The following is a 15,349-nucleotide window of genomic DNA, read 5'->3' on the forward strand; positions in this document are numbered from 1 at the left end:
GGGAAATCGGATGCGTAAACTCTTGCTTTGCCTTGTCCTTGCCGGCTGTGTCGGCGGGGTGCCCGGCAACCCGGTGCCACAGGAGGCGCGGCTGTCGGCCGAGGTGTTGACGCTGACCTTGTCGGATGGCACGGTCTGCCGCGCGAACTGGGTGGCGGCCCCGGTCGGGCGGATGGAGGCGTGTGGTCCGGGCTATGGCTATGCGGTGCGGGTGATCGACAACCCCAACTTCCTGCGCCAGATCTGGACCGAGCTGACATCGGCGCTGGGGGCCGAGGGCGCGGTGGCGCCGCTGGCCGAGGTGGTGATCACCGATCCGGCGGGCGTTGACCGGGTATTTGCCTCGCCACCCCCGGTAAAGGACGTATTTTAAGGACGGGTTTTATGGCACCTAAATTTGGAACAAGCGGTCTGCGCGGGCTGGTCACGGAGCTGACGCCTGAGCTGGTGGCGGATTACACCCGCAGCTTTCTGGCGGTGTGCCCGGTGGGCACGGGCCTGTGGGTCGGGCGCGATCTGCGCGACAGCTCGCCGCAGCTGGCGGAAGAGGTGATTGCGGCGGCCCGGGCCGAGGGCGTTGCGGTGATTGATTGCGGGGCGGTGCCGACCCCGGCGCTGGCGATGGCGTCGATGGCGGCAGGGGCGGCGGCGATCATGATCACCGGCAGCCACATTCCGGCCGACCGCAACGGGCTGAAGTTCTATGTGCCGGATGGCGAGATCACCAAGCGCGACGAGACCGCTATCCTGGCCGGTCTGGGCCGGGCATCGGCGGGGCTGACGGCGGCGCGGCGCGGCACCTTTCAGGCGACGGGCGACTGGGCGGCGCGTTATCGCGCGGCCTATGGTCTGGCGCTGGAGGGGATGAAGATCGGGGTCTGGGCGCATTCGGCGGTCAGCCGCGAGGGCATGGTTGCCTGTCTGGAAGCACTGGGCGCACGGGTGGCGGTGCTGGGCCAGTCCGAAGACTTCATCCCGGTCGATACCGAAGCGGTGCCCGCCGATGTGCGCGCGCAGTTCAAGATCTGGGCCAATGGGGCAGAGTCGGAAGGTCTGGATGCGATTGTCTCGACCGATGGCGATGGCGACCGGCCCTTGGTGGCGGATGCCAGCGGGCAGATCGTGCCGGGCGATGTGCTGGGCCAGATCACGGCGGCGCTGGTCGGGGCCGGGGTGGTGGTGACCACCGTGTCAGCCAACACCGGGGTCGATCTGTCGGGGCGGTTCGGGCAGGTGGTGCGCACCCGCATCGGATCACCCTTTGTGATTGCGGCGATGGAAGCGGCGGGCGGGCGCGTGGTCGGCTATGAGCCGAATGGCGGCTTTTTGCTGGGCTTTGATGCCGAGGGGCCGGAGGGTCCGCTGCCGCGTCTGATGACGCGCGACAGCCTGCTGCCGATTGTGGCCGCGCTGATTGAGGCAAAACGCGCCGGGTCGCTGGCCGCGCGGGTGGCCGAAGAACCGGCGCGCTTTACCGTGACCGACCGGCTGGAGCATGTGCCGGTAGAGGCGTCGCAGGCGCTGCTGGCAGAGCTGGGCGATGGCGGTCTGGCCGGGTTTGCGGCACCTTTGGGCGTGGTGGCCTCGGTCGACCGCACCGACGGGCTGCGCGCCACGCTGGAGGGCGGCGGGATTGTGCATCTGCGCCCCTCGGGCAACGCCCCGGAGTTCCGGGTTTATGCCGAGGCCGATACGGTCGGGGCGGCGCAGGCGCTGATGGCGCAGGCCTTTGCACAGGTCAAGGCGCGTCTGGGCTGAGCCTTGCAGCGGGCGTGCGGGCTGGTGTAAGGGAACCCAACACGCAAGAGACGGGTAGGAGTACGGGTCATGGCTGGCCATTCAAAATGGGCAAACATCCAGCATCGCAAGGGCAAGCAGGACAAGCTGCGCTCCAAGATGTTTTCCAAGCTGGCGAAGGAAATCACCGTCGCCGCCAAGATGGGCATGCCCGACCCCGAGATGAACCCGCGCCTGCGGCTGGCGGTCAAGGCTGCCAAATCGGTGTCGATGCCCAAGGATGTGATCGACCGCGCCATCAAGAAAAGCCAGATGGGCGACGGCGCGGATTACACCGAGATCCGCTATGAAGGTTACGGCGTGAACGGGATTGCGATCATCGTCGAGACGATGACCGACAACGTGAACCGCACTGCCAGCAACGTGCGGTCGTATTTCAGCAAGGCCGGCGGCAATCTGGGCACCACCGGATCGGTGGCGCACAGCTTTGACCGGGTGGGCGAGATCTCATATCCCGCCTCTGTGGGCGATGCCGACACGGTGATGATGGCCGCGCTGGAGGCGGGTGCCGATGATGTCGAGTCCGATGAGGACGGCCACTGGATCTATTGCTCGGTCGAAGCCTTGAACGAGGTGTCGGACGCGCTGGAGAAATCACTGGGCGAATCGATTGAGTCGAAGCTGATCTGGAAGCCGCAGACCCTGACCGAGGTCGATCTGGACACCGCCCAAAAGCTGATGCGGTTGATTGATCTGCTGGAAGAAGATGATGACGTGCAGACGGTCACGCATAACTTTGACATCCCCGAGGACGTGGCGGCGCAGCTGTAAGCTGCGCTTTCCCCTCGGGCGACGACAGCGGGACGGCTGCTCAGGCGTTGCGCTGGCGCAGCCGCGCCATCCCGGCGGCGTTGATTGTGTCGAGCTGGTCATACAGCGCGAAATCCGCCGCATAGTGCGTGCGCACCGCGTCGCGCAGATCGGCAGGGATGCTGGCCGCCTCGCGTCCGATCACGCTGACATTCAGCCGGGGCGCGGTGGCGCTGATCCCCAATGCGGACAGAACCTGCGGCAGCATCGCATCCAGCTGGTGATAGGGGATGATCACATCGGCCAGCGGGTTGCCGCTCGCGTCCAGAAAGATGCGGCCCTGTGAATAGGGCTTGCCGGTGTGGTCAAACACATTCCAGTCGGCGGCCTGCCAGAATTCGGCAAAGCTCATGTCAGGGGGCAAGGGGGCCTCGACCTGATTGCCCTTGCGGTAGCGGAACCACGACAAGATCCAGTCCAGCGGGTCACGCATGACGCCAAAGCGGAAAAAGCTGTCGAACTCTTTGCCGGGGGTGTCGAACAGCGCTTTGAAATCCTGACGGATTTTGGCCAGCGGCAGGTGTTTGCCCTTTGGACCGGGTGGGCTGGAAATCTCGGCATGGTCGGCAAGGATGGCCTCGATCGAGGTGGATGCCGCCTTGGTATTCGCGACGAAGAGGAACTTGTGCTTTACACTGATCAGCATTCGGGATCCGCTGTTGCCCGACAGCCCACAGTGGCCCGCCGTTTACCGGCTAAATCGCCTGATTTGGCGGGATGATCAAGTGTTTCATGGCAGGGCGCACCGGGTAAGCGCAGGTCTGCGTAAGGGGGCGCCGGAGGGACGGTCCTTTGTTCCGGATGGGTTTAATTCTGCAAGGCCCTTGTCATCGGCGGGCAAATGGGGCATATAGGGCAGGCAAAGCTTCTTCTCTTTCGGTCTTCTGTCTGCTTCGGCCCACAGTCACACGATCTAGACGACTCTCGGCCGGGCCACCGCATGTTGTGGGTGGCATACACTACAGGAGATCTCACGATGGCCAATGGCACCGTGAAATGGTTTAACGCAACCAAAGGCTTCGGCTTTATCGCGCCAGAAGGCGGCCAAAAAGACGTGTTCGTGCACATCACCGCGCTGGAACGCGCTGGTATCCGTGCTCTGAACGACGGTCAGGCTGTGACCTTCGATCTGGAACGTGACCGCAACGGTCGCGAATCGGCGACCAACCTGGCTCTGGCCTGATTTATCAGGTCTGATCCTTCGGTCAGACATTTGAAACGGGGGTGGCGCAAGCTGCCCCCGTTTTGCGTTGTGGGGTTGGTCCGCAGCCCGGATCAGGCCCCGGCAATCAGTGCGGCGGCGATCAGCCACATCGTGATGCCGATGATCAGCTCCAGCCAGACCCAGGCCCTGGGGTTGGCAAACAGCGGCGCCAGCAGGCGCGCACCAAAACCAAGCGCGGTGAAAAACGCAAAGCTGCCGACAATGGCCCCCGCGCCAAAGTGCCACTGCTGCGGCGCATATTGCGCCGAAATCGCACCGAGCAGCACCAGCGTATCCAGATAGACATGCGGATTGGCCCAGGTCAGCACCAGAACTGTGGCGAGGGTTCGGCCTAGGCTGGTGGCATTCCCCTGCGCCGGGCGCAGCGCCTCGCCGCCCTTGAGCGCCGCGCGGAACCGCAACGCGCCATAGGCGATCAGAAAGGCCGCCCCGGCATAAAGCATCACGGTCGTGATCCACGGCGCAAGCGCTGCAAGGCTGCCAAAGCCCGCCACCCCGGCGGCGATCAGCAGCGCATCGGACAGCGCGCAGGTCAGCACCACGGGCAACACATGGTCGCGCCGCAGGCCCTGACGCAGCACAAAGGCATTCTGCGCACCGATGGCGGCGATCAGCGACAGCGAAGTGAGAAATCCGGCGACAACAGCGGTCATAGGTGGGGCCTTTCGATGTTGGCTTGCCTTAGACCGGAGACGAGGGGCAATCCAGATCATCTTTTTGGCAAGTCTCGACGTTGCCGGTCCTTTCCTGCCCTGAGACACGCTGCTTTGGCCACTCTGTGGGGCGGCTCGTGTCCGGCTATGCTGCTGGCGCAATAATCTGCCCCGAAGCCGGACCGGCGCTGACACCGGGTCCGGTACGATCAGGGTAGCGCCGAGCCGTGGCCACGCTGCGCAGATGTTACGGTTACAATAAGCCCCTTGTCACTGTCCGGCGCGCACCGCAGGTTGCGGGCATGACTGCGCCAAGACCTGCCGACACCCCCGTACAGGCCATCCTGTGGATGCTTGCCTCCGGCCTCAGCTTTGTGGGGGTGACGGGGATCGTGCGCTATCTGGGCACCGATCTTCCGGCGGCGCAATCGGCCTTTGTCCGGTTTGGCTGGGGCGTGGTGTTTCTGGCGCCGACCCTGATTCCGATGCTGCGCGGCGGGCTGCCGGGCCTGCATCTGCGGCTGCATCTGGGGCGCGGGCTGGTGCATGTGGCGGCGGTGGTGTGCTGGTTTTATGCAATGGCCCGGATCCCGGTCGCCGAGGTGACCGCGATCGGCTATCTGAACCCGGTGCTGCTGACGCTGGGCACGGTGGTGTTTTTCGGCGAGCGGCTGTCGCTGCGGCGGGTGCTGGCGATTGGCGTGGCCCTGATCGGGGCGCTGATCGTGCTGCGGCCCGGCCTGCGCGAGGTGACGGACGGCCATATCGCGCAGATCTGTGCGGCGGTGTTCTTTGCCGGATCGTACCTGTTCGCCAAACGCCTGTCGGCGGTGGCCAGCGCCGGGCAGATCGTGGCCATGCTGTCGCTGGTGGTGACTGTGGCGCTGGCCCCGTGGGCGCTCTGGGTCTGGGTGCCGATGAGCCTCGTGCAACTGGCATGGCTGGCTGTCGTGGCCGTTTGCGCGACAGCGGGGCATTACTGCATGAGCCGCGCTTTTGCCGCCGCCCCGATTGCAGTGTCGCAGCCGGTGGTGTTCCTGCAATTGATCTGGGCCGCGCTGTTGGGCTGGGCGGTGTTTGGTGAGGCGGTGGATCTGTTCGTGCTGATCGGCGGCGCGGTGATCGTGGGGTCGGTAAGCTATATCACCTGGGCCGAGGCCCGAAAGCGCCGGCGCGACGTGGTGCCCGAGGTGCTCTAGGCCCCGGCGTGGAGGGGGGCGCTGCCCCCCGCCTTCGGCTCCCCCCGGAGTATTTCCAAAGCAGCAATCACAAGGGCATCGTCCCTGCATTGCTGCTTTCCAAATACTCCCGCCGGAGGCGCTTTGAGGAGACGCGCGGCACGTGCGCGACGAGACAAAAAGCTTGCGCGTGTCGCGCGCTCCATTCTGTTGAAGTCGCGACAGTCAGGCCTGTGCCTTGCCTGCCAGAAAGGCGCGGGCGGTGTCGAGCGCTTCGCGGATGGTCACATCCATGTCGAGATAGCGATAGGTACCCAGGCGGCCGACAAAGGTGACGCCGGTTTCGGCCCGTGCCAGCGCCTCGTATTCGGCCAGCAGGGTCTGTTCGGCGCTGAGCCGGATCGGGTAGTAGGGAATGTCATCGGGCCCGGCGGCGCGGGCATATTCGCGGTAGCAGACGGTGCCTGCGTGCTGTTCCCATGGCGCGAAATGCTTGTGTTCGGTGATGCGGGTATAGGGCACGTCGGGGTCGGGGTAGTTCATCACCGCGCAGCCCTGATGGTCGCCGCTGTCGGTGAACCGCTCAAAGTCCAGCGTGCGATACCCCAGCCGCCCGAGGCGGAAGCCGAAATAGCCATCCAGCGCGCCGGACCAGAAGATGTGATCCGCGCCGGCGGCCATGCTGGCCTGATAGGGCGTGTTCAGCTGGGTGGTGATCAGCGGATGGTCGAGCAGGCGGGCGATCAGGGCGGTGTAACCCTCTTGCGGGATGCCCTGAAACCGGTGGCTGAAGTAGTTGTCATCATAGCTGAATCGCATCGGCAGCCGCTTGAGGACCGAGGCGGGCAGCGCGCGGGGCGACAGGCCCCATTGCTTTTCGGTATAGCCCTTGAAGAACGCCTCATAGATCTCGGGGCCGACCATCTGCAGCGCCTGTTCCTCGAAGTTGGCAGCCGGGGCATCTGCGGGGGTGGCGCGGCTGGCGATAAAGGCCTGCGCCTCGGCCGGGCGCAGGGTCTTGCCAAAGAACTGGTTGATGGTGTGCAGGTTGATCGGCATCGAATAGACCGTGCCGCGCGCCGTGGATTTCACCTGATTGCGATAGGGCATCATGGTGGCGCGCTGGCAGACATAGTCCCACACCCCGGCATCGTCGGTGTGAAAGATATGCGGGCCGTAGCGGTGGACCATGACGCCGGTCTCGGGGCAGCGTTCGGTGTGACAATTGCCGGCAATGTGGTCGCGGCTGTCGATCACGGTGCTGTGCAGACCGGCTTCGGCCAGTTCTCGCGCGATCACTGCGCCCGAGAACCCGGCACCGACAATCAGAATGGCCATGCAACAACTCCGCTTTGGGTGCTGAGATGTTTAGACGCCATGGGGTGCGGGCACAACCTGCACCGCAATGTGACTGCTGACCTCTTGCCCTGCCTGTTGCGATTGTGAAATTACGGTGTATCCGCCTGATCTGTGGGCGGAGAGGCAGGCAGGATCAGATGGCGGAAACAGAACACGGGGCGGCGGGCAGGCGGTTTGTGATCATCGGCCTGCCACGCAGCGGCACCACCTATCTGATGAGTTTGCTGAACTCGCATCCCGAGGTGACCTGTTCGGGAGAGGTGTTCAACCCCTATTCCATCATCGAAACCGGCGAGTCGGACTACGATACGGGTCGGCTTTTTGCGCGCGATACTGCGCCGCGCTATTTCCTGAAGGATTTTTTTGAGCGTTATGAAGCGGAGCCGTGGAAGCGGATCGGCTTCAAGCTGATGCTGGGGCATAACATCCGGGTTCTGACGCAGCTGCCAGAGCTGGCGGATATGTCGATCATCTATGTGCATCGCAACAACCGGCTGGCGCAGGTGGCGTCTTACCTGAAGGCGATGCAGACGCTGACCTGGGCGCAGACCAGCCGGACGCGCGAGATGAAGCAAAAGATCGTTGCGACGCCGCAACTGATCAGCCATCAATGGCACGAATACGCAGCGATGGATTTTCTGTTTGCCGCGTGGTTGCAGACCCTGCCCAACCCCAGCATCACGCTAGAGTATTGTGATATGTTCAGACCGGAGTTCAACGCGCAGATCTGTGGCTTTCTGGGGGTTGCGCCAGACCCGGCGATGGCATCGCCGCTGGTCAAGCAAGGTGCCAACCGGGTGCTCGACCGGTTTGAGGTGCCAGAACCGATCGAGGCCTATATGCGGCAGCTTGGTCATGCCGATTGGCTGGAAGACGAACTGAGCTGAATGAAAATTCTTTATGTCAATTGGGTCGATTATCTGGACCCGGAAGGCCGTGGCGGCGGCGTGTCGTTGTATCAGCGCAATCTGATGCGGGCGCTCGCCGCTTTCGAGGGTGTAGAGCCGTCGTTTCTGGCCTGTGGCACCTCGTATGATCCGATCCGGCGACAGCCGCGCTGGGAAAAGATGCGTCATGGCCCGCAGCAGGACCGCGCGCGGCGGTTTGATCTGGTGAACTCGGGGACGCTGGCACCCGGCCATGCGTCGTTCGGGCAGGCCGCGCAGGTCAGCCATCCGGCGACCGAGGCGGTGTTTTTCGATTTTCTGGCGCGGACCGGCCCCTATGATGTGATCCATTTCAACAATCTGGAAGGCATTCCGGTTGATGTGCTGCGGCTGAAAGAGCGGTTTCCGGCGAGCCGGTTGGTGCTGAGTTTGCACAACTATTACCCGTTCTGCCCGCAGGTGAATTTCTGGCAGGACGAGGCGCGCAATTGTGTCGATGACGAGCAGGGGCGGCGCTGCGTCACGTGTTTGCCGAACAGCTGGAACGCGGGCCAGATCCGGACGGGGCATGGATTGGCCTACCGGATGAAAGTGGTGGGGATTGCGCCCGACAGCTGGGTGTTCCGGCAGACATTCCGGGTGATCTTTGGTCTGGGGCGGCGTTTGGGGCGGCTGCGCGGGCAGCGCAAGCGGCAGACCTTGTTGGCGGGGTCGAGGCAGGCGGAGGCGGCGCGGGTGCAGGCCGGGCTGGCGTTTGTGCAGCGCCGGGCGGCGATGGTGCAGCGGATCAATGCGCAGTGCGATCTGGTGCTCTGCGTGTCGGACCGGGTGCGGCAGATCGCGCTGCGCGAAGGGATACGCGCAGACAAGGCGGTCACGAATTACATCGGCACGGTGGAGGCGCAAAACTATGCCACAGCGCCGGAGCGCGGGCCGATCCTGCGCCCCGATGGCACGGTCAAACTGGCCTATTTCGGCTATATGCGGCGCGACAAGGGGTTCTACTTTTTGCTCGACGCGCTGGAGGCATTGCCTGACGCCGATTTGGCCCGCCTGCATTTGGTTGTGGCCGCGCGGCGGGGCGAGGCGGAGGTGATGGCGCGATTGGCGGCACTGGCCCCAAGGATGGCGGGGTTTGAGCATCAGGATGGCTACGGCCATGGCGATCTGGACCGGCTGCTGGAAGATGTGGGCGTCGGCCTGTTGCCGGTGATGTGGGAGGATAACCTGCCACAGGTGGCGATCGAGATGCATGCGCGGCGTATTCCCTTGTTGTGCAGCGATCTGGGCGGCGCGCGCGAGCTGGGCAACAGCCCGGAGTTCGTGTTTCCGGCTGGTGACATGGCGGTGTTCGGTGCGCGGATCAGGGCGATCCTGTCGGGCGAGATCGTGGCGGAGGATTACTGGCGCGGGGCCATGGTGCCAGAGACCATGGGGCCGCACATCGACAAGCTGCTGGCGCTTTATCGCGGCTGAGGCGCGAGACGTTAAGGCGGGGGCGGCTGGCCTGTGGTGAGGACCGATTGCACAAAGGGGCTGTCGGTCCAGCGGACCGATACGGCAGGGTCAAAGATCGTCTCGCGCCCCTCGGCGATCAGGTCAAGGTATTTGCGGTATTCTTCGGCATTGTTGAAATGCTGGCCGCGCGCCACCTCGGACACCGCCTTGGCGCGGAAGGCGGCGTTGTATTTGAAATGGCCAAACAGTAGCGCGCGCGGCGACAGCCGGGTTTCGCCGACATAATGCAGCCCGTCGGTCAGGCGCATCCAGGGCTGGTAGCGCAGCAGCGCGATTTTCTGGGCCACGAACAGCTCGGGTCGCGAGCCGGGCAACAGGCGGTGGCGGGTCGCTGATGTCCAGGTCGGGGCATCAGAGAACGGGCCGCGCCCGAGCGAGGTGCTCAGGAACGGCGCGCGGTCGATGTAGGGGGCGGCGGTGAACGGGGCCTGATCGGCGAAGTCGGTCGCGGAGAGCGGGCCTTGGGGGTACATGTCCAGCATAAAGATCCGGGCGGCGTCGCAGTCCTGGAATTCGGGGCGGGCGAGCAGGTCGGGCAGGTGGCCGCTGGCGTCTGCGGTCCATGTCAGCAGCTCATCGGCATCCGCGATCAGCGACCAGCGGTCAGCGCGGTAGGCCGCGATCAGCGCCTGTTGCCAGAGCACGCCGTAATGCGATTGGCCGTAGTCGGAATCGACCGAGAACAGCGCCACATCGGGCTGGTCGGCGAGATACTCGAGTGTGCCGTCATCGGACCCGTTGTCGGCGATCAGGAAGCTGTCGACGCCAAGGCTGCGGTAATGGCTCAGGAAATGCGGCAGCATGGTGATTTCGTTGCGCAGGCAGGCCACCACCGCGACCGGGGCGGTGCTGGCCCGGTCCAGCCGCGCGGGCGGCGAGATCAGGTCGAGCGCGTGGGATTGCGCGCCAAGACGAGCGGGCAACAGGGTGGGCCAGATCTTGCCTGTTGCCGGGCGGCGGGTTTTGGCCACGCGGGCGGCTTCGGCTTGCAAGGTGTGGCCGTCGAGATGGGCCAGCTTGACGTCCGATCCGGCAAAGGGCAGGCAGGCGTTTTCCCATTTCGGCACCGCCAGCCCGCCGGGCCGCGCATGGCGCAGGACGTGGACGCGGTAGCCATCGCCTGTCACGTGGATGCCCGAGAGCGACAGCAGATCGCCGACCAGCTTATCCTCCATGAACGAGGCCTGAATCAGGCGCTGGCCCTCGGCGGTGTCGGCGGCGGTCAGCAGAGCGCTGATGGCGGGCGGGCTGAGCAGATAGCCCGAACCGCCATCGGCATAGGTGGAAGGTTCGGGCGATTTGTCCAGATCATGGCGACCACGCAGGGAGGCCGATTTCTCCATATGCCAGGTGCGGTCCATCTGGCCGCGCGCGCGGGCCAGCGGGCGGCCGTAGTAATCGGCGCGCAGGTAGCTCAGGCTGAAGAAGTATTCCTCGACATGCAGAAAACAGTCGTCATCGACCTTGAGCATCCGGCGGCCGGGGAAGTGCTGGTGAACATGGGCAATGGCGGCAAGGGATTTCTGCGGCAGGCCTTCGTAATCATCGGGGGCGTCGAGGCAGACGATATCGGGCTCGGGCGGGGCCTTCGGCTCTCCACCGACCACGACGATATAGGGAATGCCGAGGCGGGTCAGGTCGGCCAGCCAGCTGGCGCGCATGGCGGGGATGCGGGTGGCCAGGTTGGGGCGACAGGACATGACCACGACGACCGTGTTGAACAGCGCGGTGGCGGCGTCGGGGGGCGGGGTGTTGTCATGGGCGGTGGGGTTTTGGGGCAGGCCAAGGGCGGTGTGGACCGGGGCGGCGAGGTCGGAGTCTGTGTGCATGGCGCGCAGGGCCTGCTGGGCGGCGGGCGAGGCGGCGAGCGCAGCAGCGGTGATTTCCCCGCTGTTGCGCAGGTGCTGGAGCTGTGTCAGCATGAGGCTGACCGCGTCGGCATCGCTGCGCAGCGCGCGCAGCAGGCCGAGGCTGACCGCCAGCCCCAGATGCCCGGCTGCGAGGCCGGAGAGGGCGAGGGCGTCGGTCAGACAGCGTTGCAGCGCGGCCATGCGCTGCGCCGGGGGCGTGTCGGGCCATGTGGTGATCAACGTAAAGGCAGCCTCGCCCAGACGACGCTCCAGCATCTCGAACGGCGAGGGGCGGGTGACGCGGCCAAGCGTGGGCAGGCTGCGGGTGAGGGCGGCGGGCACGTCGAAATCGGCATCATGCGTTGCGCCGGGGCGGAACAGGTCGCGCAGCAGGAGGTCAGGGTGCCACGGGGCAGTCTGGCGCAGGGTGTCGGTCGGCAGCAGGCAGAGCGCTGCGGAGTCGGTGCCTTGCACGTTGAGACGAGAAAGCTCTGACAGGGCGGCGGCGTGCTGGTGCGGGTTGGTCTGATCCGGGTCAGACAGCGTGGCAAAGGCCCGCTTTGCCGCCAACAGGTCGGGCGCGGAGGCGGACAGGGTCCGCGCGTCGGTGACGGTGGAAAGCCGCGACCAGAACCGGGGCGACAGGCCATAGGCCATCAGCGCGGTGGCTGTCACCGTGGCGCGCAGATCGGGCGGCAGGCGGGGCAACTCTACGATCAGCGCCAGCATGCCATCCATCAGGCAACGGCACGGGGTGCGGCCCCAGGGGTCTTTGGCCTGCGCGGTGATCAGCGCGCAATAGGCGTCAAGGATCTGCAGGCGCTTGGCCTCGGGCACCGGCAGGGTGCCGGGGCGGGCCACGGTCTGCGCGATCCAGCCCAAGGCCGAACTGGCCAGCCAGCCGCCGTGGCGGTTGGCCAGAAGGTGCATGCGGTTGATGACCTGATCGTGGTCGCCCGCCATCAACTGAAACGGCAGGCGCAACGAGACATAGCCCACCTCGTCGCTGGGGCGGACCGGGGGCAGCCCACGCGCGGCGATGGCGGGGTAAAGCAGGTCAAAGGCGTTCTGTTCGCAAAAGCTGGGGCAGAGGGTGAGGGCAAGCTGTTCGGTATCGGTGCCGGTCAGTTGCGGCAGGGCGGTGGCAAGCCAATCTGACAATGCCGCCCGATCAGGGCGGCTTGCCAGAAGTCGCGCAAGATCGGCGGTGAGGTCTGCCAGAGGCGAGGCGGCGGCGCTGCGCGGGGCGGCGGCCAGAGCGGGGGCCTTGGCTGTGACCGAGATGGCCGTGGAGGGCAGAAAATCCGTCCGGCCAAAGCGGACAGCGGCGGCGCGCAGGGCGGTCTGCACCTGCGGACCCAAGGTCTGCCACAGGCCGGAATAACGCACATGTTCAATCGCTTGCAGGGCGGCAAGATCGTCGTGGCCGAGACTGCCGCTGGTGGTCAGCCGCAGCAGGCGGTCGGCGAGGGCGGTGCGGTTGATCTGCATCGGCGCAAGGGCGCGCCCCGATGCAATGTCGATCACGTGCAGGCGGGCAGAGTCTTCGGGGCCGGTGTCGAGCCAGATCCGCCCCGGGATCAGCACTGCGGCGATGCTTTCGGGCAGGGCAAAGGTGTTTGGCACCGATGTCTGCGCCTGCGTGGCGGGGCGCAGCGGGATGGGCGCGGTTGATCCGGGCAGGATCACTGCATGGCGCGGCGTGGTCTGACCCCTTGGCAGCTGCTCGGCCAGTTCCATCCGGTCGGTCAGCACCAGCCCCTTGCCGGGCTGCACGCCCTGCCACAGCCGGTCGAAGGTCTGGTCGCGGGTCTCGATGGACTCCCACGGCACCGCACCTTCGACGCCGCATTGCGTGATCCGGCGCAGGTCGGGGTAGCCGCGCCGCAAGAGAAAGCGGGCGTGGCGGTCGAGGCGGGGCAGGCTGCGATAGCGGCCCAGCACGGTTCCGTCCAGATCGACGGTGACGGTCTGGGCGGCAAAGGTCAGCCGGACGGAAAAGCGGGTTTTGGGGAAGGTGACGGCGTGATGCTCTTCGCGGTGCCAGCCGGTGCGGTCCTTGCGGTTGACCACCGCCAGCCCGTCGCTGAGCCGCAGCGACAGGTGAAACGGGATGTGATCGGGGGTGTCGGTGTAGAAGTTCAGGTTGGCGTAATAGGTCCAGGCAGGGTCTACCTGACAGTGAAAGGCGGCGCCGTTTGCTGTGCGGAAGGGGATCATCCGGGGCCTTTTGCGGTGTTGATCTGGGCTTGGTTATGCGGCGCGGGGCCGGGCGATGCAATCATCCGATGGGCGGCAGCCGGAGAATGCGCCGGATGATGCGCGGCGTGGCCGGGTCCACCGTGCCGGGGGTGCCGATCCAGCCGCGCCACAGCCCGACCCACCACAGATGCAGCAGCAAGGGCAGGGCCTTGGGATAGTGCCGCCCGCCGTGTCGGTGAATCCCGGCCAGATGGGCCGTGGCGGCCCGAAGCGCCAGTCTGCGGTGCCAGCCGGCCGGCAGCGGCGGCGGAACATCGGGCTGCCACCGCTCCAGCGCCCGCACCCGGTTGCGCAGGGGGGGCAGGGGGATCTGGGCATTGGCGGCGATGGGCGTGGATGCCCATGCGACCGGGGCCTGCGCCCGACTGAGCCACAGTGCCTGTCCGGTCAGGGTGAGCTGCGCGTCAGCGCCACAGGGCGGGCGGGCAAAGCTGGCGCGGGTCAGGATGGCTTGCTGCGCCGGGTCCAGATCGAAGGCGTCATCCGGGGTGAGGGGCCGGGCGGGTGCATCCGGTCCGGGCTGGATCAGCGGCAGCACAACCGCCGCCAGATCGCTGTGCAGCAGCGCCTCTGCCGCCTGAGCCAAGGCCGCATGGTCAGGATGAACCTGTGCGGGCAGGTCGATGACAAGGCGGTCGTTGCCAATGGGCTGGTCCGCTGTGGCGCGGCCGAACAGCGGCGCGAGGGGCGAGTCAGGCGCGGGCAGCGGGTGCGGCGCGGCACCGGGCGCGGGCTGGCGGATGATGACAGGCGCATCCCCCGTCAGGCTGAGGGCGGTCAGCGCGCTCAGGTGGCGGTCCCAGCGCCAGTCGGGGTGCAACTGGTGGCGGGCAAAGAAGCGGGCGGCGTCGCGCCGGAACCGGGCGGCGCGGTCAGGAGTAGTGATCGCCTCCAGCCGTTCGCAACACAGACGCGTGGCCAGCCGGGCCAGCCCGGTTCCGGCACCGGATTTATCGGCGGCGCGGAAGATTTCGGCCGAGGTTTCCAACACCGGGAATTGCTCGAACACGCGGTCGCTGTCGGTGCGGGTGATCTGGCCCTCACGCTCCAGCGTGTAAAGATAGAGCGGTCTGGGGATATGGCGCAGCACATCGGTTTTCGCGGCGAGGCGATGAAAGAAGGTGTGATCTTCATACCACGTGCCCTCGTCAAAGCGCAGATCGCCGATGAAATCACGCCGGTACAGTTTGTTCCAGGCCGAGGGGAAATGGCAGATGACATCGGCCCAGTCCGGCAGGGGATAGGCCGTGGCAAGCGGCGGGTTGTCCGGCTCGGGGCGGCCATGGATTGCGGAATGCGGATGACGGCTGCCGTCAGGCGTACAAAAGGCGACTCCGCAGGCCACCCAACCGGCGGCGCTGGTGTCTAGATCGTCGTGCAGGGTTTGCAGGAACGCAGGCTCGAACCGGTCGTCGCCGTCGAGAAACGCGATGACCGGCGCGCGGGCAAGATCCAGCCCGGCGTTGCGCGCGCCGGACAGGCCCCGGTTTGCCTGCCGGATCAGCTGAAAGCGCGGGTCTGTGCCAATGGCGGCACGGGCCTGTGCGGCGGTGTCATCGGTGGAGCCGTCGTCGATCACCAGCGCCTCGAACCCGGGAAAGGTTTGCGCCCGGAGCGAGGCGATGGCGGCACCGATACAGGCGCTGACGTTATAGGCGGGAACGATCACGCAGATCTGCGGCGGGGCTGACGGCATCATCACAGGCTCCGTCCGGCAAGAGGGGCACCTGTGGCGGCGGGTGTACCCGCCCGGAGGGCGACGAAATCTGTGCGGCACGGATAAGCAGAAGGTGCGCGTGAGGTCGGAGCA

The 15,349-nt window shown here is 65.9% G+C and carries 12 protein-coding genes; 7 read left to right on the forward strand and 5 right to left on the reverse strand.

All coding sequences use genetic code 11. From position 1 onward, the window contains the following. The first annotated feature begins 10 nt into the window (after positions 1–10). The 3 genes from J2X53_RS02410 (at position 11) to J2X53_RS02420 (ending at position 2,568) form a co-directional block, all read left to right on the forward strand. Positions 11–373: a hypothetical protein gene (locus tag J2X53_RS02410; protein WP_349035875.1), complete on the forward strand. Its 363-nt coding sequence runs from the start codon at positions 11–13 to the stop codon at positions 371–373. An 11-nt stretch (positions 374–384) separates the two neighbouring features. Continuing rightward, entirely contained in the window at positions 385–1,758 is a 1,374-nt protein-coding gene (locus J2X53_RS02415) for a phosphomannomutase (protein WP_349035876.1), read from the forward strand. A gap of 69 nt (positions 1,759–1,827) precedes the next feature. Then, a complete protein-coding gene (locus J2X53_RS02420) occupies positions 1,828–2,568 on the forward strand; it encodes a YebC/PmpR family DNA-binding transcriptional regulator (protein WP_118150531.1) in 741 nt (246 codons plus the stop codon). 40 nt (positions 2,569–2,608) lie between these two features. Here the strand turns inward: J2X53_RS02420 and J2X53_RS02425 are convergent, their stop codons facing one another. Next, positions 2,609–3,253 carry a sulfotransferase family 2 domain-containing protein gene (locus J2X53_RS02425; RefSeq protein WP_349035877.1) on the reverse strand — a complete coding sequence of 215 codons (645 nt, stop codon included), beginning with the start codon at positions 3,251–3,253 and terminating at the stop codon, positions 2,609–2,611. 330 nt (positions 3,254–3,583) lie between these two features. Here J2X53_RS02425 and J2X53_RS02430 point away from each other — a divergent pair, with 330 nt between their 5' ends. Beyond that, positions 3,584–3,790: a cold-shock protein gene (locus J2X53_RS02430; RefSeq protein ID WP_101922075.1), complete on the forward strand. Its 207-nt coding sequence runs from the start codon at positions 3,584–3,586 to the stop codon at positions 3,788–3,790. 92 nt (positions 3,791–3,882) lie between these two features. Here J2X53_RS02430 and J2X53_RS02435 read toward each other — a convergent pair whose 3' ends face one another. Further along, positions 3,883–4,485: a LysE/ArgO family amino acid transporter gene (locus J2X53_RS02435; RefSeq protein ID WP_349035878.1), complete on the reverse strand. Its 603-nt coding sequence runs from the start codon at positions 4,483–4,485 to the stop codon at positions 3,883–3,885. A 302-nt stretch (positions 4,486–4,787) separates the two neighbouring features. Between J2X53_RS02435 and J2X53_RS02440 the strand changes: the two genes are divergently transcribed. Continuing rightward, positions 4,788–5,684 carry a DMT family transporter gene (locus J2X53_RS02440; protein WP_349035879.1) on the forward strand — a complete coding sequence of 299 codons (897 nt, stop codon included), beginning with the start codon at positions 4,788–4,790 and terminating at the stop codon, positions 5,682–5,684. A 204-nt stretch (positions 5,685–5,888) separates the two neighbouring features. Here J2X53_RS02440 and glf read toward each other — a convergent pair whose 3' ends face one another. Then, complete coding sequence (gene glf / locus J2X53_RS02445) at positions 5,889–7,001, reverse strand: UDP-galactopyranose mutase (protein ID WP_349035880.1); 1,113 nt, start codon at positions 6,999–7,001, stop codon at positions 5,889–5,891. Between the two features lie 158 nt (positions 7,002–7,159). Here glf and J2X53_RS02450 point away from each other — a divergent pair, with 158 nt between their 5' ends. Further along, on the forward strand, positions 7,160–7,909 hold the full coding sequence (locus J2X53_RS02450) for a sulfotransferase (protein WP_349035881.1): 750 nt from the start codon (positions 7,160–7,162) through the stop codon (positions 7,907–7,909). Further along, a complete protein-coding gene (locus tag J2X53_RS02455) occupies positions 7,910–9,385 on the forward strand; it encodes a glycosyltransferase (protein ID WP_349035882.1) in 1,476 nt (491 codons plus the stop codon). 11 nt (positions 9,386–9,396) lie between these two features. Here the strand turns inward: J2X53_RS02455 and J2X53_RS02460 are convergent, their stop codons facing one another. Continuing rightward, the gene (locus J2X53_RS02460) at positions 9,397–13,497 is read right to left on the reverse strand and encodes a glycosyltransferase family 2 protein (RefSeq protein ID WP_349035883.1); all 4,101 of its coding nucleotides are present in this window, start codon (positions 13,495–13,497) and stop codon (positions 9,397–9,399) included. A gap of 61 nt (positions 13,498–13,558) precedes the next feature. Further along, positions 13,559–15,238, reverse strand: coding sequence for a glycosyltransferase family 2 protein (locus J2X53_RS02465; protein WP_349035884.1), 1,680 nt, complete (start codon positions 15,236–15,238; stop codon positions 13,559–13,561). Positions 15,239–15,349: the final 111 nt, after the last annotated feature.

This window comes from Pseudotabrizicola sp. 4114, from assembly GCF_031457365.1.
GTDB lineage: Bacteria > Pseudomonadota > Alphaproteobacteria > Rhodobacterales > Rhodobacteraceae > Pseudotabrizicola.